Raw genomic sequence first — 26,752 nt, 5'->3', positions numbered from 1 at the left:
AGTGGTTTTCGGGAGACAACAAAAAAGTTGGATGACCCAACTTTTATCTTTCTATCAGTATCAATTTTATCTTTGGTATAATAAAAGATACAGATATAAGGACAAGTAATGATGTTAACAATAAGAAAACTAATTCCAAAGTTGTTGAATTTTTAAAATAAAAGTTTCTCAAAATAGTTAATTGATAAGTTAAGGGATTTAACTGACCAATCCATCTCACAATACTAGGAGCAGAATCTATTAAGTAGAAAACAGGAGCTGTAAAACCAAGCGGTGTTAGTACAAAACGTATTACAATATCACGTCTTCTGTAATCATTGATAAACATTGTAAGTAAAATTGCAAGGGAGTCCCAAAATAATAAAACAACAATAGATAACAAAACTGTATAAAAAAATCTATCCATTGCGATATTTATCTCAAACGCTAACGTAATTATATATATAATAATTTCTTGAACTATCAACCCTAATATAGAATAGATACTCATCCCTAAAATATAATATAAAGGACGAACTCCACTGCATAACTTAAGAGCAAGTAGCCCATATTTTTTATCTATTGTCACCCTATAAATAACTTGAGTCATCTGCCCGATTATCAATAAAGCTATAACACCAATGATTGTATATTCTGCATAAGAGGTTTTTATATCATTAAACTGAATGTTCTTTATCGAAGAATTTAATCCTATTATTATAAAAACAACATATAAGATTGGTTGTAGAAACTGAGAAATAATTAAACCTTTACTTCTAAAAAAAGCAATAATCTCATTTTTAGCAATAATCGCTAGACCTCTTAAACCTAAGTCCGATTTGTGCCTTAATTGATCAGCCTTCATTTTTCTCCTCCTATTCTTTGCAAATAACTTTCTTGTAAGGTTAATTTACTTGTTGAAAAGTTTTTAATTTCACATGCTTTTCCTATCTCATTGATAACATCTAAGATATTTTCTTCTATAGGGACTTCTATTGTAAAACTATCATTATCTTCGATGTGAACTTTAAATCTAAAATTTTCTAAAAATTCAATTTGATATCTAGAAATTCTATTCTGCATTGAAAAATTTAATTTGATAGTTGAATTATCTACAAAGTCACGCATATCACCAAAAAATGATATGGAGCCATTTTGTAAAAAAAGTATTTTTTTACAAAACTTTTCGAGTAGATTTATGTCATGTGAAGATATGATAATAGTTTTTCCTTCCAAACTCTTATCTTTTAAATACATTAAAAATTTTTCGGCAGATTCAGTATCTAAACCAACGGTAGGTTCATCTAAAATATAAAAATCTGGATTATGAGCTATTGCTCTAGCAATCTGGACGCGTTGCAGTTGTCCACCTGACAATGTTTCTACCAAATTATTTTTTTTATCAGCTAACCCAACAATTTCTAAGGCTATTTGACACAACTTCTCAGCATTTTTCCCAAACTTTCCAGCAAGGTTCAGCCCCAATATTACATTGTCCTTCACAGTAGTATAAAAATCAATTACTGTGGTTTGAGGAGTAAAGCCTAAATGAGCAAAAGGTTGAGAACTAACTATCAAATCTTTATCACAATACTCTATTTCTCCTAAATAAATCTCTTGAAAACCTACAATAGAATTAATTAACGTAGATTTACCTGCACCATTTGAACCTAATAAGCCAATGAAATCTCCCTTATTTATTTGTAAAGTTATATCTTTTAAAGCTATTACGTCATCATAACGAACACTTACATTATTCATTTTCAAGAAACAATTCATAACACCCCTACCTTTATTTTAATACCTCTATAAAATCTTTTTTTAATTCAGAAAAAGTATCATATTTATAATTGAACGCTTTTTTATAAATATCATAAAGCCAATCTGATTTATCAAGTGTGTCTAAGCGACGCGAATTAAAATTCATTGCATACTCCATCGCTTCTAAAAAACTCATTTTTGAAAAGACGTTAAAATCATCTAAATTCTGACTCCAATATAATAACAAAACCAATCCCATAATATCCTCTGGTTGATTATTCAATAAATTTAAGTTGGTTTCATAAAACCCTGGAGTTCCAAATAGAGGCAACTTTTTTTCTTCAATTTGAGTTTCTTTCCTTAGGGCATGCTCAAAGTCTATAATATAAATATTATTTCTATTATCAATAAGTATATTATTAAATGATAAATCTCTATAGGAAAGATTATATTTGGAGTTTATTATCTCCATATAATCAATTAATGTTAAAAACCAATCATACGAGCCACTAACCATATTATACTCGCTTAATTTATCTGCAATAATAAACTCAAATTCCACAAAATACGAATTCTTTATGTAAAAATCGTTAAAAACTTTTGGAGTAAATTCCTCCTTTTCCAATTCTACTAATATTTCTCTTTCATTTATTAAACGATTCACAGAATCTCTATTTGTAAAATCAACCAACGATAAATCACTAGCTTCTTTTAATAAAGAATAAACTCGCTTTTGAGTATTAAATACTTTATAAACTCCACCTTTGGCATTTTTAGAAATCACTTCCAAAATAATATATTGATCAGGAATAGTGTTATATCTTGGAATATAGTAATCCCTTATTGGAACATTCACATTTGAAGGGATTTTCTTATCTCTTTTATCCTTGAAAGTGCTATCTTTTACGAACTCCCCATATCTGTAATATACAACCTCGCTAAGTTGAAATCTGAAATCTGATGGTATGTTTACACCCTTTACACCTTTATACAATATTTCTAATTTGTGTAACAAACGTTGAAACTCTTTATTATCTTTTGGATAAATTGTAATGAATTTCCCGACTTGTGAATAACCATTAAGCCCTGTATTTTGCAAAGAAAGTTCTTTAATGCTAACCAAAATTTTGAAATTTATCTTCTTCTCTCTAGAAAATATAAAATCAAAGAATTTTTTAGCAACCAAATTAGCATTTAATATTGAAGCGCTCAGGTGTATTTTAAATCCCTTAGATTGGGTGATATTAGACGGCAAATTATATAACCAATGTTCATCACTAAAATTATCACTAAAATTATCACTAATTTTATATTCTAATAATAAATTATGGTATGCGTCTTCTATTTCAGTTTCATAGTCCAAATAGTTTAAATACTTTTCGTAATTCATATTAAGAAATCTTCTCCATAAATTTTTAGACCATCATTTAAAGCCAAACAATTTAAAGCGTGATAATAAATGTTGATAATCAATGTAACTTTCAGTCCTCTATTTTGTAATTCCTTCACCAATAATTTTATGCTATATCTATTTTCTCGAGGCAATTTATAGGACTTCAAGATAAAACCATAAAAGAGATAAGTATTATAATCTGACAATCCAGTTTCAGAATAATTTTTTAGAAAAATATCTAGTGATTCTGATAATTCATCCGGAATAATTCTTTTAACATCGTATTTATTTTTCATATCGGCCACTCTTCCTTAAAAAGCTCACAATAAAATTTTAAATTTCTATACAACAATCCGAGAGTAGTCTCACAATTTGAACATTTCACATCACTCTTAATATATAAAAAATGAATTAATCAGAAACCTCTGACTAAGATTTCCTAATTAATTCACTTTCTATATCATAGTAAGGAATTCTATTATCCCTAATTGAAAATTGAAATTTTATGTTTTATATATTAACAATTATGCGGATTGTAAATCTTGTCTAACAAAATGGCAAGTGCTACTATGTGCCCCAGAAGGCGATGCAACGCTATTTTGAATTGAAAGAGCATAATCATCCATATCATTTAAGTCACAGATTAGCAATGCTTCCTTCTCTCTTCCGACAATTCCAAATTTTCTAATTACCTTTTCAGGATTATCAAAAAATTCTCCAACAACTTCCATATTTCCTTGAAGTTCATTCAAGAAAGCTTTCATTTGACTACTCATTATATAGCTCCTTTTCTATTACTTTATTTGGAATCAAAACTTACTTGTACATTGGAAACACCTCTATTCTACGCTTTCATATTGCTGCATGACACTTTCAAAATCAAATTGCTAAAAATAATTTTTTAAAGCTTAATTTAGATTTAATTACATATATCTCAAAAAATTGTTTTGAAATTAGTAAATTAAAATAGGTTTCTGTACTTATAGGAACTAGTTATAAAAACTTCGCCCATCATAAAATATCTATTTAAGTAAAACAAAAATTTTATAATTTTTTGATTTTTAAGTGACTATAATCTCCTATCTATAAATACCATTCGCAGGACCTGGATCAATCCCTCTAGCCATCTTATGAACTTGAGTTCCTCCAGCAGTCCCTAATAGGATTAATCCTATGACTAACAAAGCAACAATTTTCCTAAACAAACTTCTCATATACCTCTCCTTTCGTTTTCTTGCATTTATTTTATCACTTCAAAATTAGCTTGTCAAGTATTTTTATAATCTTTTTTTATTTTTTTTTATTTAATACTTTTTTGTATTCAAATTAGATTTAAAAAACGATGCTCACTAGAACACCGTATTCCTTATTCTGTTATATCTGCAAAATAATGTTCGACTTTCAAAGCCATTGACATGTTTTCCTCAAGTTTGTAGAGAAAATGAGCAGTCTCAAAATATTCTTTTACTGAACTTTTAGAAGAAAAATTTTCACTTACACTTCCCATCAATAAATACAAATCAGCTAATAGATAAGTTGTCCTGTACTCCTTACATTGCTTTATCGTAGCTGTGATTTTCGTAATAGCTTCTTCAATATTTTTCTGTAACCATAGGTATCGACAAACGTTATAATTGAACTTAATTGATAGTTCTAACTCTTCAATTGTGTTTAAATTAAGCTGATTCACTTGATGCTCTAGCTTGTCTCTAATCTCATTAAAACGTTCTAAATCTTCAATATCATAATAAAAATTGAATAGAGTGTTTGAAACTTGAAGGTAGTTCAAATCAGATACATTTAACTGAGGTAGCATATTCTCTAATCGTGTAATTGCCTCTTCTTTCTGTCCATAAAAATAAAAATCTATAGGAGACTTTATCCATTCCATGTAAAATTTATCTGCTAGAGATAAGCGATGGGCTTTTACATTTTCCAATTCATATATATATTTTAAAGATTCATAATTACGATTTGTGATAAATGTCTGTGCTAACTTCTTAAACTCTGATAACTCATTGACTTCCTCTACAACCTGCTCATCAAAAAAGTAGTCCATACTAACTTTTAATTTCTTAGCAAGGGCATGTAAAAAATCCGCTCCAGGGGTGAACTCTCCACTCTCTAATCGACTAATTTGCCCCTGTTTACAGATACCCTCAGCTAATTCTCGCTGAGACATTTTTAATTCTTTTCGTCTATTTTTTAATCTTGTTGCTAATAGTGTACCCACGTTTGCATCTTCCTTTTCTATTTGATTTCAATGTTAATTGTAACATGATTAAATCTAAATTTCAAATATATTTTACAAAAGATACACATTGTATATAATTATTGGCTAGATTCCTATTTTTGAAAATCTATCCCATCTCCTTTTGAAAGTCCTGTATTTAAGCGATTTATAAATTTATCTAGCCTGACTACCATCTTTTCATACCTGCCCCTTTCCAATTCCAGTTGATTCCCCAGGCTCTTCAATTTTTTCTCAACAATATTAGCACTGATATTCTCAGTTATATTCAGTTTTGAAAGATTTAATTTCATTTCTTGCTTACTTCCAACTGAAGCCAGTAGATATTCTGCTACTTGATTCAAGGTTGACATTCGTTCTTGCAACTCATTGATTCTCAATTCAGACGCTGCTAGTTCATGCACTAACTCATCTTTAATCGTGACATAAGATTGATTTTCTACTTCCAGTTCAATCAAAGCATCCACTTCCGCAATCTTCTCTTTAATCATATCGACTGTCGCTTTTCTGCGTAATGGAATGGTTTGATTTTCATAGCTGAACTGTCTAATTAAGGTTCGACCTTTCATATAACAATTTTTCTCGGCAGCGTCTTTGTGGTAGACATAGTAGGAGCTGGTTTCCCTGATGAAAACCTTCACCTTATCCTCTTCCATATCAAGCTGCATGTTCGGCACAAAGATAAGTCCCTCCTGACGAATACCAAACTTGACCTTGACGTAAATTCCATCATCCACTACTTTTTCAATTTGATTGAGTGACAACTCCACCTCAAATTCATGAACGGCATCTCTGTTACTCTTGAACTCTTGATAGGACTCCCAGAACTTCTCATCGCTTGGAAGTTCTTTTTCTTTGGATAACTTTTCTTCTTGATAAAGTTGAACGAAATCCTCAGTTTCTGGAGCTTGCCAATCTTTTCTATTTTTAAAATAATCTTGGAAAAACTCTACATCATAAAGATTTTTCTGGTCTAGCTCTGTCTCCTTTACCTCCACTCCTGCAAATTGAAAAGAAACATGCTTTTGTTTAGGATCGATAGTTAGTCCAAAAAGTTTTGCTTTCTGAAGTAAATCATCCATATTCTCAACTTTCAGCAATAAAAATTCCATGAGACTTTCTATTTCTCTTTTGGCAAAGTAGTTCTTAAAAAATTCTTCTGTGTAAGGCTGCTTGCGATTGAGTTGCTTGCCACGCACCACCTGTTTCATAGTTGAGTCCGTAATAAAAAAGGTGGCATGCTTGTGACGGAAATCCATCTCCACATGTAGTAGCGGAGCATTCTTTTTGAAATCCTCAAAGTCCCTAGAATGTTCCATCAAAAAATAGAGTCGCTGCTTGAGTTCATACTTGTGATTAGTCTTACGATAGACTTCATACCGCTGGTGAGAATAGCGGTTCTCAATGATTTTAGCACCTGCGATTTTAGAAAAACGGTCAGAAATCATGCGAAGATTTCGCTCCACCTTGTAGTCCCACTTGAGCTTTTTGTCAGAATTGCTATCTACTGAATTGATAATGATGTGATTGTGCAGGTGGTCTTTATCAACATGGGTCGCAACGATAAAACGAAATTTGCCACCAGTTAATTCCTTCACAGTCTCATAACCTATCCGATTGATTTGTTCAGGAGTGAGATGATCCTCTGGCGAGAAAGACTGAATGATGTGGTGAGCGTGTATTTTTCGTTGATTTTCTTCCATCCTGTCGTGGCGAAAATCGTAAAGCGTATCGTTGCTGATGAAATTTTCATGATACATCTGCACCATTTCCTCATAGCTAGGAAAGTCCAGAAAATTCTTCATGCCATAGTCCGACACCAAGGCAAGATTATTGGTTTTCTCAGGATTGAGAATGTACTTGATAAGCTTTCTGCGGTAACTCTTTCCGTGAATGGCAAAGTGTTTAGTGATGACCATGGAACTCCTTTAGCTTCTGCGCTTGCAGATTAAATTCCTTATCAACTTCTTTTATCAATTCACCAATTCCTTTTTTCAACTCCTGCAATTCTTCACCAGAAATTAACTGAGATTGATTAACACTTCGAGCAATCTGGTTGATATTATTGCCAATCCTCTTTAACTCAAACACTAAATCTTGGTAACCGTTTGTGTCAATCGTGATAAAATTCATACCAGGATCGAGTAGAGTTCGTCTCGCATATTCAGAAAAGGATTTACAACCACTTTGATCGATATTTATATTTAGTTGGTTCAACTCACTATCAGACAAAAACACTTTCTTGAGATTGGTTCGGTAACGATGTTCCATGTGCTTACCTCATGTACTTCTCACGAAATTCTTTACTGAGGGGTATGGTGTTTGCAACCTCTTGAATCAATTCCTGCACGCACGTTAAGAGAATAGATACATGCTCTTGGGTGACTTGACGTTCTGACTGTGCCAAGATTAAAACTTCATGAACGTCACGACTGATTTGTTCTAGTTTTTGGGATTGCCAGAGGGCAAACCATGTCTCCATCTGTTTTTGTAAATCAGAGGAAAGTAAACTTTTACGAAGAAAATCAGAGAAATTAGTCTCTCCCCGCTCTCTCATCAAAGCTAGAATTTGCTTTTCTTCTGCTTCTGTTAAACGAAATTGTTTCCGAATATCACGCACATCTCGTTTCATACTGCTACTTCCTTTCCAAAATACTTGTACTGACAATGTGAGCTACCATACAATGTCAGTACACTTTTCCAACAACTGATTTTCATTCTTGTAAGGCTTTGCGAGCTCAGATATTGTGTCCACAATATCCCAAAAATCATATCGCCAGCCTATCAAAACTTTCTAGTTTTGACAGCCAACGATAAGATAACTTGGTGACTTCGCCCCCAAACCCCCAGGTAAAATTCTTAGTTGGATTTTTAAAAGTTGAGAAAAGTATAGCAGAAGAAATTTGGGGAAGTTATCACAAATCAAGTAAGGACTAATCTCTAACACCACTGCATGTACCGTCCTATATTTATGATCAGCTCCCATCGTTTACATTTTCAGGTCACTGTCTTTTCATACCAGGAATTAGAATTGACAAATTTAATTAGAGAGGTATTCATTTAATTGTTCACTTCTTCGCTCCATTTCCATTACAGAAATTTCTTCAATACTATGTGTTCAGCTGACTCCCATGATTCGTTGTACTACGTCCTAAACGCTCACGGAATAAGCCGTACATCTTTCCTAGTTTACTCTCGTAATTTACGTATATAGGTTACGACACCTATTTGGATTTTAGAGTTCCTCATCCGCTATATATGGCTTCAAGTCACGATTCTGTTTGTAGAACCTTGATTTCGCTAATTCCTTCCTATCCCCCCTACCTCACGATATTCAGGCTTAGGAGTCGCTATTGGTTTCATCTGCAGCAAATATCCACAGAGGACTTGGACCTCAGATGTACACTATGCCTGTCGGACAAAGAAAAAAGTAGGCTAAATTTCTAACCTACTTTTTCTGACTCTACTCTGATAAAGCCGTCTCATATATAGACATTTTATGCTTGAAGGAATCTTTTCCTCCCTCTAATTGATTGATGATATGATTTTTTATATATTTTTCACTAACATATCCCTGTGATTCAATCCATCCGTTAACTCCATCTGACTCCATAATAACAACTTGATCTGTCATAGAATTTGTTACAATTGTAGCATTATGTGTTGCTAAAATAATTTGACGTTGAGCTTTCACATCTCTAAACTGCTGAACTAAATGCCTGTAAATATAACGATTGTCTAGATTGTCTTCAGGCTGATCAATAATCAATGGTCTGAAGTCTTTAGAATAATCACTATATGCTAATAAAAAATCAAGCATGGCTACAACTTTTTGTCCCAAACTTAATACACCAACTTCTTTATAGAGAATATCAAGTTGTTGCGAAGATTCTTTCGAGTTAATATTAAACTCCAAAAATCGTGTATTTTCTTTAGAAAAAATTTTTCGTTTATATGCACCTAATAAGTGAGAACCTTTTTTCAAAATGTCATAACTATTGAAATGAGCAATATAGTTAACTATTTTTTGATTATTGAAATCCTTCATTATAGTCAGTGAATGTTGATAACTTCCATCTTTCTCACTTATAATATTTTCACTTAACCATTGATTAACCCATGATTCTTGTTCATAATCATATATACATACAATATGCAATTTATCTGCTGCACTAATTTCTACTCCATGTAAAATATGAGGATGTATATCATAAATCGGATAATTTTTCATTATGATTGAGACTGCCATTTGTAACTTTTTAATACCTTTGGTAGTATTATGATCAGTTACTACAACTATTTCTATTCCATTTTTTATGATTGCCTCTGCTAACATAAGAAAACTAATATATTCTTTTGAACTAGAAAAAACAACCTTATCAAAATTACTAAAAAAAATTGTCTTATCAACTTTTATTTTCTTATTTTCAAAAAATATATCATATAGTTCATCTTCAGTAATTTTTCTATATTTCGTTGCAGTCCAATTAGAAAATAGCTTGTAATCATAAGAAACAGGTGTATGCAAATGAATTAAAGTCTTGTGAAAGCTACCGAATTTCTCTTTGGAATTTGTTAGTTCTTGATAAACAGACTTTATCTTGTTATTAAACCCTCTCATTTCTATTCTCCTAAAAATATCAATTGTTTATTTTTCAAGTAATTCATTAAGTCTCTTTTCCCCCACCTGCAACATCTCCTTCTCTACCTGACTCCACTCCCCAAAGAGTAACTCTTGAAGAACATCTGCTGCTGAAGTTGTATCTTCTCCTGAATCATATACACAACTTCTATCTCGTTGGTAAATTTGAATTCTTTCAAAGATAGCTAGTTCTTCTAATTGCCGTGTATTATCAACTAGATGATTTACAATGAAATCATGATGTTCTTTTGGAGTTGCGCGTGCTTGATTTGGATTGATAGCGTACAGTTCTTCGTATCGGATAAGAGTGCTCAGATAGGACAGCTCAGGCTTTGTCGCAATCAAGGCTAATTGTACTTCATATCCCTTACTTTTCAAGAGTTGTGCTGTTTCCTTTGGAACGTCAATCGTTCGTAAAGTTCCCTCTATCAAAAGATTGTATCCCAAACTACTCAATTTTGTTACTAAAGACTCTACCATTTTTCCTGCAAAATCTTTGGTGTATTCAACGCTATCTTTGCCATATTCTTGCTGCAGTTCTAAATAGTGTGGATGCTGAGAACGAAAACTATCACCATCTATGATAACAATATTTCCTTGAAATTCTTTCTGTTTAATACGATGAATTGTAGTCTTACCAGCACCACTTTGCCCTCCAAGCAAAATCGCTATAGGTTGCTTACTGGACTTTTTTCCTCTTGTCAGTGAACGAAGATTCCTTGCTAAAGCATGTTTGAATTCACTATCAGTATAATCTTGGATTTCCATTAAGCTACCATCCGCTTTTCAGATATCTCTAACATACGTTCAATTCCATCCAAATAGCCACTATATCTCTCTATTTCATCAAAAGTTTCTACTAAATAGATATTCGTATGAATCAAGTCAGATAGATCATCACTCATTAAAATCCAAGGATTAGATTCATCATCAATGCTAATTCCCTGACTATCTTGATAACGATAGAGTCGAGATAATAGATTAGCACCTCTTTCTTTCACAATTTCAATTTTCAAAGTCAATTCATAATCTTCAACAGGATTGAGCATTTTATCTTCTCCTACAATATCGACATAAGATACATTAAACTTCTGACAAATGATGTCAATTAATTCCGTAGAGACTGAACTCGTTCCATTTTCATAACGACTCAAGCTATTTCGAGAAATTCCTATAATTCGTGCAAATTCGGGTTGTGTTAAGTCATGTGTTTTACGTAAGGATTTTATGTTCTTTCCAATCATAGCAAACTCCTTTATTTTTATAAATCCATTATAGCATAAAAAAGCATAACGCACCAAAAATGGTGCGTTATTTCTTGTTTTTCTATCCTAAACTTTACTTCTATAAAAGTCACCTAAAGAGCTATAAATATTTATTCTTGTATTAATTTTTTCGATGCGCAAACGATATCTACAAATACATCTATAACGATTCACCTTTTAGGATTTTTATTGTCAAAATTGCCTTTATCTACAAAGACAAAATGCTTATAAAATAGCTTGAAATCAAGGATTATCACCTTTTTCGTTGTAGCAACACTCCACATGTGATTATTAGGCTATTAGCAAAGCGTATCCAATACCTCAATAAAGTGTTGTTTTTACTGATATTTTAACTATATTGTATAGTCTACTATTTAAATCTCAATTAGGATATTTTATAGAATACCCAAAATTCAACAATAACTAAAAGTAAGATTCCATTGTATTTCCTTGTTGGTCTTTCATATCACGAATTTTATTTTTCAGAATATTAAAGTTACGAATTTCATCTCTAATATCGTTATCCGCTCTGTAGCCATTAATCATCTCAGTCAGAGTTTTCCCTTTACTACCATTCTTTATAGTAGTATTTACTCTTTTTATACTGCTTTCAAAAGGCTCATATGTTTTATACTTAATTACTTCGTCTTTAAAATTAAATAAAGGTGTATCCGGCTTAGCATTCCATAAAATAATCAACCACATTATAACATTATAAAGCTGCTTTGCAGTTTCATTCCACTTTTCAGGTTATAAATTTCCACTCCCTGTATTGTCATATTCTTGTCTATTATTTACATGAGAATCACCTACAAGCGGATTAAAAAGAGGTAGCCCTTTGTGATTAATTAGTTCTAAAAAATCCCTTGCCGCACCCATGCAACACTGAATAACTTCCTTCTTGCCATCAATTTTACTCTCAGCGATAAATACATAATATTCATCTTCAATAGTTGCTCCTGCATCACTATGTTTTTGTTGATTTGCTAACAGCTTAATATGTGCTTTAGGCTAAACTTCAAAATCTCTAACAATTCTTTGTCTTGTTTCATGTCCTCTACAATTCATTTAAGTTCTCCTTTACAAGTTTAGTAACTAGCCTTATTATACTATATAAGATATGAAATGTACCATAATCTTCATCAACTAGTTTTTAGAAAATCACAAATCCATCTGGAGAGATGACAAGCTGATTCTCCAATTCTTGGCAATTGCTTGCTAGTGCTACTGCTTCTTTCTCTAAAAGATAATCTTCTGTTGATTGGTTGAATATTGCTTTGAGGATCCGTCCTTCGTATTTCCATTACAGAGCTACTAGATCAGATTTGATTTCTTGAAGGCTATACTTGCCATGCGAAATGATTACTGATGCGTATTTCCGAATCTTAATCAGCCTCTTCATAAAGTTCAGCATATCATTGTCACTTGATACACGTTCCCAAGGCATACAACGACGGCAATCTGGATCTGGTCCTCCAGTCAAGGCTAGCTCGGTTCCGTAATAAATGCACGGTGTTCCTTTTTGTAAAAAGAGAAAGGCTAAGGCTGATTTAACCAGTTGAACATCTTCATTGGCCGTCCACAGGATTCGCTCTGTATCATGTGAATCCAAGAGATTAAACATGACCTCTGAAATCTGCTGCTTGTAATACATAGACTCTCCATTGATTTCATCGATGAACTGGTCTGTCTTCTTAATTCCTCGTAAGAAATAGTCCTTGATACTATCAGATAAAGGATAATTCATGACGGCATGGAACTCATCTCCATTTAGCCAAGGCTGAGATGTATGCCAGACTTCTCCTAGGATATAAAGATCAGGATTTTTAGCTAAAACTGCCTTACGAAAATCCTTCCAGAACTGATGGTCAATCTCATTAGCCACATCCAAACGCCAAGCATCGATATTAAACTCTTCAATCCAATAAGTCGCAACCTTTAAAAGATAATTCTTGACCTCTGGATTGGCTGTATTTAGCTTAGGCATATAGTCCTCGAAACCAAAAACATGATAGGGTAAGTCTCTCTTATTAACTAGCTTTTCAGTTGTCACTGGGAATTGTTGAATATGGAACCAATCCTTATAAGCAGACTGTTCACCATTTTTGACGACATTTTTCCATTGAAGAGATTGCGAACCAATATGATTAAATACCGCATCCAGCATGACTTTCATGCCACGATGATGCGCTTGATCCACCAGTTCCCGAAAGGTCTCCTTGTCTCCAAAATGACGGTCAATTTCAAAGTAATCTGTCGTATTGTACTTGTGATTGCTTGCAGATTCAAAGATGGGACAAAGATATAGTCCAGTAATACCCAAGTCTTGCAAGTAATCCATATGATCAATAATCCCCTGTAAATCACCACCAAAGAAATCATCGCTCTTAGGTGTGACAGATGAATCCCAGTCTAAAGTCCCTTCTGGGTTTAATAGAGCATTGCCATTGGCAAATCTTTCAGGAAATATCTGATACCATACCGTATTTGAAACCCAGTCAGGAACTTTGCAGGCATCAATCTCATGAAGATAAGGCAACTTAAATCCATTCCCAATTGCATGAAGATTTTCTAGAGAATTTTCCACACACCCTTTATCGCCATACAAAATATTTTGACCTTCTGTATCTCTGAGCTCAAAGAGATACTGGATACGTGCAAAGTCAACTGACACTTCAACCTGCCAATGGTCAAATAAGGTACCAGAAGTTATCTTGACCATTTCTTTTGTATCCTGATAAAACTCCTCCATAAAGATAAAAGGGTCCCCATAGTGCAAGTTGATGCTTTCAATGTCCCCTTTCTTAGTTCGAATTCGAATATGGAGTTTCTTATCCTTATAAAGATAGGCATACTCCGACTCAGGCCTATGGTAAATAGCACTCAATTCCATCAATTTGTCTCCTAAAGTATTCATTCAAATTTTACGAAAACGTTTTCAAACTCAATAAATCCAGTATACTATTTTTGTAAACTATTTGCAAGGAATGTCCGTTGTTAAAGGAACTATCTTTTAAAGTATACAAAAAGCCTTAAAAAAGGCTTTCTCTATATACTAATCCTCTTTCGGTTTTGAAAATACTTCTACTCGCTGAGCTAGGACTTTGATTTCTACAGGTAGGTTATCTGATTTATCTCCGTCAACATCTGACTCCAATTCACTATCTGAAGAGATTTTAATATTACGCGCTTTGATATACTCGATATTATCATTTGCGACAACATCCCCTTTTAATAAATCAGGAATGACGGATAATTTGGAGAATATAGAGGCATCTTTCAGAATCAAAATGTTGGCATAGCCGTCCTTGTTTTCTTCAAAGATTTTCTTATCAGCGAAGTAATTTGTCAAAAGGACCAAAACATGGCTAGCTTCACCAACATAATTTCCATTTTCTGTCTCAACCTTAATGTTAAAGACCTGATCTGTCATGACAGACTTCATGGTATTTACAGCATAGGTTAAAATACCGAATTTTGTTTTGTCCTCTATTTCAACATTGTGAATCGCCTCAGGCAGAGAACCGATACTAAAGATATAACCAAAATAGTTGTCATTTGCTTTACCGATATCAATCTTATTGGTTAAATCAAAATCCAGTTCGTCAATTGCGCCATCGATGTCTTGATTGATTTCCAAAAGTTTTGTAATGAGGTTACCCGTACCGCCTGGGATAATCCCTAACTTAGGAATGTAGCCTCTCTCATCAATACCTGAAATGACTTCATTGACAGTCCCATCTCCACCAAACACAACCACTGCATCATACTGCTCACGAGAAGCTTCTTCAGCAAAATGTGTTGCATCCAGCGCTTTTTCTGTAATTTTGGTTTCAACATATTCAAAGTATTCTTTTGCTTTATTCTCCAGCTTTTCTTTGTAATCCAAAGCCTTCTCGCCACCAGAAGTGGGGTTGATAATTACCATTGCTTTTTTCATTGATTTTATCCTTAATTTTAAATAGAAATGTTTACATTTCGTCGTATGCAAGTAAATGTAATCCTATTATACAATGAAAATACAGAAAAGAGAAATCTGATGTACTGGAGATTAATACGCTTTTATTCTATTTTCCCATCACCTAACTACATCCTTTAAGGGTTCATCCAAGTAAGAATAGGCCTTATCCTTGATCCAATCAGGAATACCGTAAGCTGCCTCTGCTATGCTACAAGTGATTGCTGCGAGAGTATCACTGTCGCCACCAAGTGAGATGGCATTTCTTATCGCATCTTCGAAGTCTCTACTTTCAAGAAAGGCGATAATGGCTTGAGGGACAGTTTCCTGACATGTTTCGTTAAAACGATAGTTAGGACGGATTTCATCTAAAGTTTGAGATAGATTGTAATCGTATTCTTTTTCTATATAATCCTTAATTCGTCTTTTACACTCTGTAGGATTGTCGTTAATTGATTGCTCGTACTCTCTACAATAACCACCAAAGTAAAAACGACATAGAAAGATAGCATCAGCTGTAGCCATAGCGCCTTTGACACCTTCTGGATGATTATGAGTTACCTCTGCAGAAAGACTCGTAAGTCCTCTAGATGATGGCCATATACCAGTTTTCGCATAAAAACCACAGTCCATGATCCAAGCACATGGAGAAATACGCATAGCTGATCCATTACCAAAGCTATTATAAGGCTCACGGTTATCGCTGTTTAGCCATGCATTAAACCGAGCACCGTAATCAGCATTCGGATACATTCTGCCATATTTCTTCATCGCGTCAATGAAGTCGTCTTTTTGTCCACCATTCATAATTGCTTCTGCAACAGCACAAGTCATAACCGTGTCATCTGTAAAAAAGCAGTCCTTCCGAAATAAAGGAAAGTCCTTTGTTTTGATATTGTTCCATTCGTAAACAGAACCGACAATATCTCCAATAATTGCTCCAAGCATCAGATTCCTCCTTGTTCATTTTGATGCTTTTTATATTGGTTATCTACCATATTTATTTTAGAAAATAACATCCTGTTGGATTTTAAAAATTTCATTTTTTTCAAAATAGGGTTTTACCATTTCTTTCCACCTAGCTCTATGAAAATTGATTGATTTTAAAGGAGATAGGCCATAATTTCCCAATGCATAACCATCATTTACTTCAACAACAAGTGTTCTGCCATCGCGAGTAACACCGATATCTAGTCCATAAGCTATTGGCGCATCTTTCCAACATGATATCGCTTCATCAATTACACTTGCATCAAATTGTGCATGATAATCACCTGTATAGGGTCGAACATCTAATACGCGACCATCTAACACAAAACAACGCCATTCAGCTATGAATTCTACAACCTCACTAATCCATATAGGATAGTCGAAAGGTAGACCAATACCTATTAAATCATGGGTTCCATTAACAACTCTTCCAGTAAAGACTTTTGAACCAGCTTTAGGCTTAATAAATTTTCCCCAATTATCAGGTATATTCACAATCTCTCCTAAAATAGCAACATAAATCTTTCGACCATAAAACTCTTTAAGCTCAATAGGATAGTCATAAACCGGAACGTTTAAGCCCATCATTTTTAGTAATGCTCTAGTCTCCATTATATAATCTACAACTATATCTTCACTTGTTAACTCTTTTATTTCAGAAAAAGATTGATATAAAATAACTTCTTCTCCTTGTAAGTAGGCACCTACTTGAGCATTGTATTTATTAATTGAAACCTCACTTGGTAATTTACTTTGTCTAATATAAACAACCATTTCATCACTCCTATATCACTAGTGTTACACCAATTTGTAAAAAATAATAGCAATTTTGCTCTTATTTTTTTGAGTAAATAGCCCCTATAATATCATCGAAATAATCAACGGTATTTAGGAGTAATTCAATAACCTGGGACTTTGTTAGTCGCATTCCCCTTCTATCTCTAGCATCTTCTACTAAATTTTCAAGTTTCTCTAGATTTTTATCATCCAAGCTAATCATTATTCTATTTTTATCGGTTGCCATTTTCATCACCTCAAGTTAATTCTATCACAGGTGTAACACTTGTGTCAACTGGCTTTTATAATACATTAGTTTAAAAGTGGAGAGGATTTTTTACACAGTAACTTTAAATCTTTGGTATTAAAAAATTTTCACAATATTTATAGAAATAAAATCTGTCTCAAATCAGTTATCAAATCTAGTATAAATTATGAGCGGCTACTCTAATACTTTCCCTCTAAACAAGAAAAAGACTTACACTCAAGGATTTTCTTCCCCCCTTCGTTATAACGTTTTGACTCTTTTACTAGCAAAGGTATATACTCACAAGGAACTTTGGTTGACTATTGAATCTCTCCAACTTCTTCTTTAACATATCCTTCTACATCTTCAATCTCTACAAACATTGGGTCTAAGTGACACAAGAAATGCCAAACTTCGATCCCTTTTTTTCTGTAAAGAATCGCTTCACCGTCTTCACTTCCGAAAAAACTTCTGTCGATTTCATATCCGCGGCTTTCTAAGAAGTCTTTTGCTTTACGATAGTTCGTTTCTCTTGTTTCGACATAGGCTTTAACTTCATGGTTGTTAACGACATATGCATCAATTTTTGAATATCCTTCGATCACTCTATCATTTTTGAGGGATAAATTTGAAATCTCTTTCCAAATAATGTTTACATTTTCCCCAGGATCGAACATAAATTTAGATAAAGGAACAATATTTCCGTTAAAAATAATTTCCATATAATCCGGTATGTTTTTAGGATTAAAATACTCCACTTCAAAACCATCTTCTGTTTCCAGAGTGTATCCCGGGATTTGAGCTACAAAGGCTTTCCCATCTTCTATGGAATCAAATGCTACTAAATCTTTAGAATAATCATTTTGGTACAATTCCAATATAACCATCGATAATCTCTCCATTTTCATTATCAGGCTAATGTAAATAAGCACGTCACCTGACCAATTCAGGCTCTCTGTATCATCTCATCATATTTCCTACTTACTTTACGAGTCCTATACCCAGAACACACCTTATCGACCTTCGGTCTCACCTCGTTGCATTGGCTGAACATCTACTTTTACTTCGCTGATGCTTCAACTCGTACAAGCAGTGATACCGCCTCAGCGTGATGCGTCAGTGGGACTCAAAAGGTTCGGGGAACCTTTTGAGGATTAACTACGTTTCTCTAATAAACTTACACATTCAACGTGATGCGTTTGAGGAAACAAATCCACCGGCTGGACTTTCTTTAACTCATATCCCAATTCTTGGTAGAGTTTGATATCACGCGCCATGGTTGCGACATTGCAGGAGATATAGGCGATGCGATCGGCTCCTGTTTGGGCGCTTGCTTTGATAAAGCTTTCTGTCAAGCCCTTGCGTGGAGGATCAACCAAGATAACGGTTGGTTGAATCCCATCTTTAAGCCAATTCTTCATAGCATTTTCAGCTGTGTCACAGACATAGTGGGTATTTGAAATATTGTTCAGCTGAGCATTTTTTTTACTATTCTCAACCGCTTCTGGAATCAGTTCAACACCGTAGACTTCTTTGACATGCTTGGCGACTGATAAACCAATGGTTCCAATACCAGAATAAGCATCAATAACCACGTCATCTTTTTTTAACTCTGCAAAGTCAATGGCTGTTTGATAGAGTTTCTCCGCCATTTCAGTATTGACTTGGTAAAAGGCTGGGCCAGCGATTTGGAAGTCATTTCCCAACATCTGGTCCGTAATATAGTCTTGACCATAAAGAGTGCGCCACTCCTTACCAAAAATCGCATTGGTATTCTGGTCGTTGATATTTTGCATGACAGACACAATCTCTGGGAACTGCTTGATAACTTGTTCAATCAATTGGTCAACACGAAAAACTTTTGGACGAGTTGTCACCAAAACGACCATGATTTGTCCTGAATAGTGACCACGACGCACCACAAGATTCCGAATCAATCCAGACTGTTCCTTTTCGTCATAAGGTTTTAAATCAAAACGACGGAGCAGGTCTCGAAGAGCTACTACGACTTGGTCAATGACAGGATCCTGGATAAAGAAATCTTCAAGGGGCATGAGGTTGTGCGAATTCTTACGGAAAAATCCTGTTTCCAAGACACCATTCACTCGACGAACGGGCACCTGCGCCTTATTGCGATACTTGACTGGATGTTCCATACCAAGCGTTTCAGCAACTTCTACATCTGCAATTCCAGCAATCTTGTAGAGACTGTCCTTGACTTGCTTGGTTTTAAACTTGAGCTGTTCTGGATAAGAAAGGTGTCCTAAATCCGCGATTCCTGAACGCAGGTAAGCCAAATCTAGATCTTGATTACGGTGTGGTGACTGGACAAGGTATTTTTCAACTTTTCCAAAGCCAATCTTTTTATTGACCTTGAGGACACGCATGAGAATTTTTTCACTCGGTAAAGCATTCTCTACAAAAAAGACCAAACCATCTACCTTGGCAACTCCTGCCCCTTCATGGGTCAAGTCAACAATTTCAACTTCTACAATATCATTTTTCTTTAACATTCTTTTCTCTTTCTATTGGCCGACAAAAAAGACGGCAACGTTACGGTTACCATCCATTATACCATGAAATTTCTTAAGAACCAAAACTCTTGAAGAAGGTGACAAGGGCTTGCCAGAGGGAGCTTAAGAAGTTACCACCGTCCTCTAGCGCCTTATCCGCATCAAAGTTAAGGTTGATATTTTTAAAACTGTCGCCAGCTTGTGATACGATGCTTTGTTTAAGGTCATTTAGGGTTTTAGTGAAATCTGCATTGCTGAGGATATCACTCTTTGAGAGATTCAAGGCAAAATTGATGATGATATTGATCTGGTTTCCTGTTATGACCTGATCAAGTTTGTAATTTTTTAAGGTATCTTCAACAATCTTGCGGATATCTTCTTCTGTCAGATTTCCCTTGCTTTCTTTAGCTTTGGCGAGTCCTGACTTGATATCAGCTAGGGCAACGTTTAATTTATTAGCATCATAGCCTGAGTTGTCCTTGTTTTCAGCATTGATATCTGACAAAGCCTTCAACTCTTCTTGAGCCAAATCTTTATTAGCTTGTGGCACCTTGGCTCCATTAGCCTCTAGCGAATAGTAAATCCCTGCTAAAGCACTTTCTCCTGTAACTGGAATAGGGGCTGCTACAGTGATTTTGGCATGTTCCATACCCAGCGTTACTGCTGCGTTTCGGTACATATCCTGAGTCACCTTAGTGATATTTTCTGGTGTTTCAATCTTGACCTCAAGTGGCGATTTGTCACCTAGCTTTTGAATCTTGGCTGATGAATACAACTGTAAGCTAGAGTAATTGGCCACATTCATGATTTTAGAATAAACATCAGGTGTCATGGTCTTGAGTTCTTTGGTATCTGTTGAGGCATTGTACCCCAGTTTTTTAAGAGTTTGATTTTTTTGGTCTTCAGATAGGGAAGAACCTAGGACATATTCAGGTTGGACATAGGTTTCATCGATAACTTTTTGAACATCTGTTGCTGCATGGACGCTATTCATAGCTGTTACTGCCCACAAGATCGCAGCGCTAGTCAGAAAGAGTTTCTTTCTCATAGGGAATTTCCTCCTTTACTTCTTTAGAGTAATATATCTATCTTAAAGAAAACTTATAACAAAAACACCTGGTCTAGCCAGATATTGAAAAGAGAGTGAAACATTTGATGATGTAAAGGTTAAGTCGTACCTGTCTAGAATAATAATAGTTTCCTCCATTTACATAGAGTTCAGCACCGTGAAAAATGGAAATGGGGTGAATATAACTATAAGTCTTTCCAGTCGTATTACCAAGCAAGGGAGCAACAGTCTCACGAGAGTACTGTTTGGCTAGAGCCAAGGTATTTTCCTTGCCATTTTGGGCGATAAAATCGATATAGGCAGGTCCAAAATTATAGGCTTGAACAGCTGTCCAGATATCTACACCCTTCTTCTGCGCCAGATAGAGATTGCCTGTCAGAGTTTGAATGCCTTGCCGAATGCTAGAGGCATTATCATTGATGGTGTTGGTTGAACCACTTGCAGACTCACTAGACTGCATAACATCGCCTTCTTTTCCTTTTGTTTCAGTATAAATCATAGCAAGCACAAGCTCTTCGTTTGCTGGAGTGTCTTTTTCACTCAAGATTTCTCGCACCATGGGTTGATAGGTCATGACTTGTTTGACATCTTGGTGAAGGCGGTAAGCTTTATAGCCAGCAAAAAGGAAGACTGCTAGTACAAGCACTCTTCGAATTCGTTTAAACATTATTTACTTTGAATATCCTCGATATTTTTGATTAAGATAGAGTAAGTTCCATTGTCGTTTTGGATAAATTCAACAGATTCGGCGTCTTGATAGACGTTATTGGGAACGATGAGCTCAATTCCATTTGACAAGGAGAGTTTTTGGTTTTCAAATTTCTTTAATTGGCGACTGGCATCAATTTCATCAAACTGAACTGGCTCTGGTACGGCTTCTTTAACTTGGTCAATAAAACTTAAACGAGCCGTCAGATTGTTGTCAAAAAGGTCATTAGCCAATTTTTCAGGTGACAATTCATTGCTTTCTTCTAGGTTGTTGAAAATCGCTGATTTGACCTTAGATTGAAATTGAAAATCATCTGTGTTAAAAGTCTCAGCAATTCTCTGGGCTGTCTTTTCCAGTTCCTTGATGGATTTCTTGGGTGAAATCTTAGGGACGACAGCAAGAAGATTATCTGAAAAATAGTTCAAAAAAGTCCCGTTGTACTTGATGCGTTTTTCAATCAGATGGTACTTGCGACTCTGAAGATTGACCACCAAGGCTTCGTCGGCACCCGTTCCAAATCCAGGCAGATTATTCTGAGTCAGTTTGATTGGATTATCAACTTCTCCTCCAAGGTGAGTCAAGGTCTCACGCAGAGCAATTCGTAAGAAAGCAAAATGTTCTACACCTTCTTTAGAAAATTGCACAAAAATCAAGTCATTGGTCTTAAGATTTTCTGAAATGCTGAACTCCTCTTTCCAGAGATTAGCCAGTGTTACTGATGTCTCCAACAAATCGTCTGTGATATGATTGAAGAAGGGATTTTCTTCTTCGAAAATCCCAGTCTTGGCTTCATCTGAATACACACGTTCAATTTTTTTACGCAGGTATTCTTCGATTTTTGGAGTAATATTGAGAAGCTTATCCGCTAGGAACAGCTCGGTATCATCCGGACTGAACTGGTGAATAATGGCTTTCTTAATATAAATATCCATAAAAGTTTTAGTCCTCGTATAATGGGAAGGCATCTGTCAATTCTTTAACTGCACTTCTCACTTCTTCTAAGACAGCTTTATTTTCTGCATTTTTAAGGGTTTTAATGATGAGTTCAGCCACTTTGCGACTTTCTTCTTCACCAAATCCACGTGCAGTAATGGCTGCAGATCCGATACGAATACCACTTGTCTTGAATGGTGACAAGGTTTCATATGGGATTGAGTTTTTATTTAGGGTAATATTGACTTCATCCAGCAAGTTTTGAGCAACTTTTCCGTTTTCTACAACCTTAGTCACATCCACTAGGAAGAGGTGGTTTTCAGTCCCACCAGAAATAATACGAAAATCAGGGTCTTGTAAGAAGACAGCTGCCATAGTCTTGCTGTTCTTGATAACATTAGCAGCATATTCCTTGAAGGCTGGATCCAAAACTTCTTTGAAGGAAACAGCTTTAGCCGCCACAACGTGCTCCAAAGGACCACCCTGAATACCAGGGAAAATAGCTGAATTGATTTTCTTAGCAAGTTCTTCGTCATTAGTCAAAATCAAACCACCACGAGGTCCACGAAGGGTTTTGTGAGTCGTTGTTGTAGTGATATGAGCATATGGTACTGGACTTGGGTGAAGACCAGCAGCAACCAAACCAGCGATATGAGCCATATCTACCATAAGTTTAGCCCCAACAGCGTCCGCAATTTCACGGAATTTTGAAAAGTCGATAATTTGAGAATAGGCTGAAGCACCAGCTACAATCAGTTTTGGTTTTACTTCTTGGGCTTGCTTCAATATAGCATCAAAGTCCAATAATTCCGTTTCAGGATCTACACTATAAGAAACAAAGTTGTAGGTTTGACCTGAGAAGCTAACTGGAGCTCCGTGGGTCAAGTGTCCACCTGCTGCTAAATCCATCCCCATAACGGTATCACCTGGTTCAATCAAGGCCATGTAAGCCGCACAGTTGGCTTGGCTTCCTGAGTGAGGTTGGACATTAGCAAATTTTGCACCGAAAATTTCTTTTGCGCGTTCAATAGCAAGAGTCTCTACCACGTCTACCACATCCGTTCCACCATAATAACGGCGGCCTGGGTAACCCTCGGCATATTTGTTTGTCAAGATAGACCCTTGAGCTGCCATAACAGCCTTGGAAACTACGTTTTCCGAAGCAATCAACTCAATGTTGTTTTGTTGTCGTTCTTCTTCTTTGGCAATAGCATTCCAGAGATCAGCATCGTATGCTTTAAAATCATCTTTGTCAAAAATCATAGGTCTTCTCCTTTTATTGTGTGACTAGTCCATTAGTTTCATTTTCTTATTAGAAAATCAAACTAAAAGATGCGAATAAACCGTTTCTGCATTTTATCACAAGTATAACCAACTTTTTCATAAAATGCATGAGCTCCCAGACGATGATCGGCAGAGTTTAAGCGGATAAACCCATAACCACGTCTTTTTGCTTCTTCTTCCAACCCTTGTAGTAAACTTTTACCAATACCTTGACCTTGTGCTTGAGGTGAAACTGCTAAGGCTAAGATATTAAATCCTGCTTTAGAATAAAGTGATTCATAGACCTCAGCGTGGACATATCCAAGCAAGGCATGACTAACTTCATCCTCATAAGCAAGTAGGAAATGATGAGAATACTGAGATAGTCTAGCTAGTTGGCTAGCCGTTTCCTCTGAACTAAAAGAATAGCCTAAAGCCTCTTGGTTGATCTCACATATAGCTTTCACATCTGTTTCTTGCAAATCTCTTAGCATTTTATTCCTCCTCAAAAGAAATCTCTGGCAACCGAGCAAGAATATCTTCTCGCTTAATGGCCCCTTGGCGTAAGATTTTCACCTTGTCTCCCGACAAGTCCAAAATAGTTGAATCCTGTCCAGTTAGAAAAGCATCGTCTTCCAGACCCAGAACCTCTTGGTCAAAATCCTCTAGAATTTGATTAAAGGTCACTCCACTTGCCTGACCTGAAATATTGGCAGACGGCCCAATCAAGGGACCTATCTCTCGAATCAAATCCAGTGTGATAGGGTGACTGGGCATCCGAAATCCAACAGTCGCGAGGCCAGAATTGACCCAATAGGGAACTCGGTCATTAGCTTCGAGAATAATGGTCAAAGGACCTGGCAAAAAGGTCTCTACAAGTTTTTGTAGATAAGTTGGCTGATTCTTTGAAAAGTGCAAGATGTCCTCGAGAGAATCGATATTGAGATTGAGTGCCTTGTCTCTAGGACGACGTTTGAGTTGGTAAACATGGTTAACTGCCTTTTCATCTAAGGCCTTAGCAAAAAGACCATAAACAGTCTCTGTAGGCAGAACAACAGCTCCACCCTTTTCCAACTCTTGTCTAATCCTGTCCATCATCAACCACGACCATCCTATCTTGACCAAATTGGTCCTTAAGTGTTCTTACACGTTTTTCAGGAAGATGCTTCCTAAAAAGTTCAGGAACACTTTGACCTTGCTTGTATCCAATTTCAAGGTAAATCTTACCACCATCTTTGAGATAGTCTTTTACATCTTCCGCAATTCTACGGTAAATAGCTAGGCCATCCTCGTCTGCAAAGAGAGCTAGATGAGGCTCCGAATGCAAAACATTCAAGCCGACCTCTGACTCATCTTCACGAGAGATATAGGGTGGATTGGAAACAATTATATCATATTTTTCAGAAATTTCTGTAAAACAGTCAGATTTTTTTAAAAATATTTGAAGATTTTGATTTTTAGCATTTTCATTAGCTACATCTAAAGCATCTTGGGAAATATCTGCTGCTGTCACTGACCAATCTGGTCTGTTTTTTGCTAAGGCGAGAGCAATAGCTCCACTACCTGTTCCAATATCCAGAACTGAAAGATTCGTCTCAGGATTTTCAGCTAGGATAAGCTCCACCAATTCCTCTGTCTCTGGACGAGGAATCAAAACCCGCTCATCAACTGTTAACTGCATTCCATAAAAATCTGCCTGTCCAATGATGTACTGTGCCGGTTTATGAGCTGCTAACTGTTGGAAAATTCCTTTTACAAATACTTCTTCCTCTTCCGTCACTTCCTGCTGGAGGGCAAAAACAAAGCCCGTAAAAGATAGATTTTTCAGGCTACGATAGACAAAAGAGAGGCTTTCTGCTTCCTCTCCTTGTCTTATCAATTCTTCTTCAAAATCTGAAAATAATTGAGCTAATTTCATTATTTGTTTAATTCTTCTAATTTTTGTGTTTGGTCATAAAGCACCAAGGCATCCACAACTTCGTCCAATTTACCAGACAAAATGGTATCTAGTTTTTGGAGGGTCAAGCCGATACGGTGGTCCGTGACACGGTTTTGTGGGAAGTTATAAGTACGAATCCGTTCTGAACGGTCACCAGTCCCGATTGTTGACTTGCGCTCAGCGTCTTGTTCATCTTGTGCAATCTGAGCAAAGTGGTCAGCAACACGCGCACGGATGATTTTCATGGCTTTCTCACGGTTCTTCTGCTGGGTACGTTCTTCCTGCATCTCAACCTTGATATTGGTTGGCAAGTGAACGATACGAACGGCTGTCGCAACCTTATTGACGTTTTGTCCACCAGCTCCAGATGCATGGTAGATGTCAACACGAAGGTCTTTTGGATCAATATCATATTCTACCTCTTCCACTTCAGGCATGACAAGGACTGTCGCTGTAGAGGTATGCACACGCCCTTGGCTTTCTGTCACAGGGACACGTTGAACACGATGGGCACCAGACTCATACTTGAGTTTAGAGTAAACAGACTGACCTGAAACCATGGCAACCACTTCTTTGAAACCACCGACACCGTTCATAGAAGCTTCCATAACTTCAAAGCGCCATCCTTGAGCTTCAGCATACTTTTGGTACATGGTTAGCAAATCTCCAGCGAAAAGTGCTGCTTCGTCTCCACCAGCGGCGCCACGGATTTCAAGGATGATATTCTTGTCATCGTTTGGATCTTTAGGAAGGAGCAAGATTTTCAGTTTTTCTTCGTATTCTTCTTTTTCAGCCTTGACATCTTTGAGTTCTTGCTTGGCCATTTCTTCCAAGTCTGCATCTCCACCTGATTCCTTAATCATCTCTTCAGCATCGACGATATTTTGAAGGACTTGTTTGTACTCACGGTAGGCTGTTACCGTATCGCGAGTAGAAGCCTCTTCTTTGGAAAGATCCATGAAACGCTTAGTGTCTGAAACGACATCCGGGTCACTGAGCAATTCTCCTAATTCTTCATAACGGTCTTCTACAGCTTGTAGTTGATCATAGATGTTCATTTTTT

26 protein-coding genes and 2 pseudogenes are annotated in these 26,752 nt (G+C 35.8%); all 28 read right to left on the bottom strand.

From position 1 onward, the window contains the following. Positions 1 to 43: 43 nt before the first annotated feature. Entirely contained in the window at positions 44 to 844 is an 801-nt protein-coding gene (locus HT699_RS04660; RefSeq protein ID WP_000642567.1) for an ABC transporter permease, read from the bottom strand. After that, entirely contained in the window at positions 841 to 1,740 is a 900-nt protein-coding gene (locus tag HT699_RS04655; RefSeq protein WP_224782874.1) for an ABC transporter ATP-binding protein, read from the bottom strand. The genes HT699_RS04660 and HT699_RS04655 overlap by 4 nt, the downstream gene beginning before the upstream one ends. A gap of 31 nt (positions 1,741 to 1,771) precedes the next feature. Then, positions 1,772 to 3,130, bottom strand: coding sequence for a protein kinase (locus HT699_RS04650; protein WP_054375616.1), 1,359 nt, complete (start codon positions 3,128 to 3,130; stop codon positions 1,772 to 1,774). Next, on the bottom strand, positions 3,127 to 3,429 hold the full coding sequence (locus tag HT699_RS04645; protein WP_000792536.1) for a hypothetical protein: 303 nt from the start codon (positions 3,427 to 3,429) through the stop codon (positions 3,127 to 3,129). The genes HT699_RS04650 and HT699_RS04645 overlap by 4 nt, the downstream gene beginning before the upstream one ends. A 228-nt stretch (positions 3,430 to 3,657) precedes the next feature. After that, a complete protein-coding gene (locus HT699_RS04640; protein ID WP_172934140.1) occupies positions 3,658 to 3,909 on the bottom strand; it encodes a hypothetical protein in 252 nt (83 codons plus the stop codon). Positions 3,910 to 4,499: 590 nt separating this feature from the next. Beyond that, positions 4,500 to 5,366 (bottom strand): helix-turn-helix domain-containing protein, encoded by an 867-nt coding sequence (locus HT699_RS04635; protein WP_172934139.1) that lies wholly within the window; start codon positions 5,364 to 5,366, stop codon positions 4,500 to 4,502. Between the two features lie 113 nt (positions 5,367 to 5,479). Beyond that, on the bottom strand, positions 5,480 to 7,303 hold the full coding sequence (locus tag HT699_RS04630; RefSeq protein WP_172934138.1) for an SAG1250 family conjugative relaxase: 1,824 nt from the start codon (positions 7,301 to 7,303) through the stop codon (positions 5,480 to 5,482). Next, complete coding sequence (locus HT699_RS04625) at positions 7,290 to 7,655, bottom strand: MobC family plasmid mobilization relaxosome protein (protein ID WP_000401239.1); 366 nt, start codon at positions 7,653 to 7,655, stop codon at positions 7,290 to 7,292. The genes HT699_RS04630 and HT699_RS04625 overlap by 14 nt, the downstream gene beginning before the upstream one ends. Positions 7,656 to 7,659: 4 nt before the next feature. Next, positions 7,660 to 8,016: an SAG1252 family conjugative relaxosome accessory protein gene (locus tag HT699_RS04620; protein WP_000817623.1), complete on the bottom strand. Its 357-nt coding sequence runs from the start codon at positions 8,014 to 8,016 to the stop codon at positions 7,660 to 7,662. A gap of 831 nt (positions 8,017 to 8,847) precedes the next feature. Then, positions 8,848 to 10,005 carry a hypothetical protein gene (locus tag HT699_RS04615; RefSeq protein ID WP_001213951.1) on the bottom strand — a complete coding sequence of 386 codons (1,158 nt, stop codon included), beginning with the start codon at positions 10,003 to 10,005 and terminating at the stop codon, positions 8,848 to 8,850. 27 nt (positions 10,006 to 10,032) lie between these two features. Further along, complete coding sequence (gene pezT, locus HT699_RS04610) at positions 10,033 to 10,794, bottom strand: type II toxin-antitoxin system toxin PezT (protein WP_172934137.1); 762 nt, start codon at positions 10,792 to 10,794, stop codon at positions 10,033 to 10,035. After that, positions 10,794 to 11,270, bottom strand: coding sequence for a type II toxin-antitoxin system antitoxin PezA (gene pezA / locus HT699_RS04605; RefSeq protein WP_000579612.1), 477 nt, complete (start codon positions 11,268 to 11,270; stop codon positions 10,794 to 10,796). The genes pezT and pezA overlap by 1 nt, the downstream gene beginning before the upstream one ends. A 444-nt stretch (positions 11,271 to 11,714) precedes the next feature. Beyond that, positions 11,715 to 12,170, bottom strand: a pseudogene (locus tag HT699_RS11685) (hypothetical protein). A 274-nt stretch (positions 12,171 to 12,444) separates the two neighbouring features. Then, positions 12,445 to 14,184, bottom strand: a pseudogene (locus HT699_RS04595) (glycoside hydrolase family 13 protein). Positions 14,185 to 14,346: 162 nt separating this feature from the next. Then, entirely contained in the window at positions 14,347 to 15,231 is an 885-nt protein-coding gene (locus tag HT699_RS04590; RefSeq protein WP_050261636.1) for a diacylglycerol kinase family protein, read from the bottom strand. Between the two features lie 138 nt (positions 15,232 to 15,369). Then, on the bottom strand, positions 15,370 to 16,197 hold the full coding sequence (locus HT699_RS04585) for an ADP-ribosylglycohydrolase family protein (protein ID WP_119919531.1): 828 nt from the start codon (positions 16,195 to 16,197) through the stop codon (positions 15,370 to 15,372). Positions 16,198 to 16,254: 57 nt separating this feature from the next. Next, positions 16,255 to 17,013, bottom strand: coding sequence for an ATP-grasp domain-containing protein (locus HT699_RS04580; protein WP_172934135.1), 759 nt, complete (start codon positions 17,011 to 17,013; stop codon positions 16,255 to 16,257). 61 nt (positions 17,014 to 17,074) lie between these two features. Further along, positions 17,075 to 17,263: a CopG family transcriptional regulator gene (locus HT699_RS04575; protein WP_172934134.1), complete on the bottom strand. Its 189-nt coding sequence runs from the start codon at positions 17,261 to 17,263 to the stop codon at positions 17,075 to 17,077. A gap of 320 nt (positions 17,264 to 17,583) precedes the next feature. After that, positions 17,584 to 18,150, bottom strand: coding sequence for a hypothetical protein (locus HT699_RS04570; protein WP_000234985.1), 567 nt, complete (start codon positions 18,148 to 18,150; stop codon positions 17,584 to 17,586). 267 nt (positions 18,151 to 18,417) lie between these two features. Continuing rightward, positions 18,418 to 19,776, bottom strand: coding sequence for a 23S rRNA (uracil(1939)-C(5))-methyltransferase RlmD (gene rlmD, locus HT699_RS04565; RefSeq protein WP_172934133.1), 1,359 nt, complete (start codon positions 19,774 to 19,776; stop codon positions 18,418 to 18,420). Positions 19,777 to 19,849: 73 nt separating this feature from the next. After that, entirely contained in the window at positions 19,850 to 20,824 is a 975-nt protein-coding gene (locus HT699_RS04560) for a DUF1002 domain-containing protein (RefSeq protein WP_172934132.1), read from the bottom strand. A gap of 73 nt (positions 20,825 to 20,897) precedes the next feature. Next, a complete protein-coding gene (gene pmp23, locus HT699_RS04555; protein ID WP_172934131.1) occupies positions 20,898 to 21,512 on the bottom strand; it encodes a cell wall hydrolase Pmp23 in 615 nt (204 codons plus the stop codon). Beyond that, complete coding sequence (locus HT699_RS04550) at positions 21,512 to 22,486, bottom strand: nucleoid-associated protein (protein WP_172934130.1); 975 nt, start codon at positions 22,484 to 22,486, stop codon at positions 21,512 to 21,514. The genes pmp23 and HT699_RS04550 overlap by 1 nt, the downstream gene beginning before the upstream one ends. Positions 22,487 to 22,493: 7 nt before the next feature. Continuing rightward, positions 22,494 to 23,750, bottom strand: coding sequence for a serine hydroxymethyltransferase (gene glyA, locus HT699_RS04545; RefSeq protein ID WP_050261644.1), 1,257 nt, complete (start codon positions 23,748 to 23,750; stop codon positions 22,494 to 22,496). A gap of 62 nt (positions 23,751 to 23,812) precedes the next feature. Next, complete coding sequence (locus HT699_RS04540) at positions 23,813 to 24,244, bottom strand: GNAT family N-acetyltransferase (protein ID WP_138701067.1); 432 nt, start codon at positions 24,242 to 24,244, stop codon at positions 23,813 to 23,815. Between the two features lies 1 nt (position 24,245). Further along, positions 24,246 to 24,848, bottom strand: coding sequence for an L-threonylcarbamoyladenylate synthase (locus HT699_RS04535; RefSeq protein ID WP_172925024.1), 603 nt, complete (start codon positions 24,846 to 24,848; stop codon positions 24,246 to 24,248). Continuing rightward, the gene (gene prmC, locus HT699_RS04530) at positions 24,832 to 25,668 is read right to left on the bottom strand and encodes a peptide chain release factor N(5)-glutamine methyltransferase (protein WP_172934129.1); all 837 of its coding nucleotides are present in this window, start codon (positions 25,666 to 25,668) and stop codon (positions 24,832 to 24,834) included. Before prmC ends, HT699_RS04535 begins: the two co-directional genes overlap by 17 nt. Beyond that, positions 25,668 to 26,747: a peptide chain release factor 1 gene (prfA, locus tag HT699_RS04525; protein ID WP_172934128.1), complete on the bottom strand. Its 1,080-nt coding sequence runs from the start codon at positions 26,745 to 26,747 to the stop codon at positions 25,668 to 25,670. Before prfA ends, prmC begins: the two co-directional genes overlap by 1 nt. Positions 26,748 to 26,752 lie beyond the last annotated feature (5 nt).

The organism is Streptococcus sp. 1055, assembly GCF_013276815.1.
Classification (GTDB): domain Bacteria; phylum Bacillota; class Bacilli; order Lactobacillales; family Streptococcaceae; genus Streptococcus; species Streptococcus pseudopneumoniae.
This window is presented reverse-complemented; position numbering and strand designations above follow the sequence as displayed.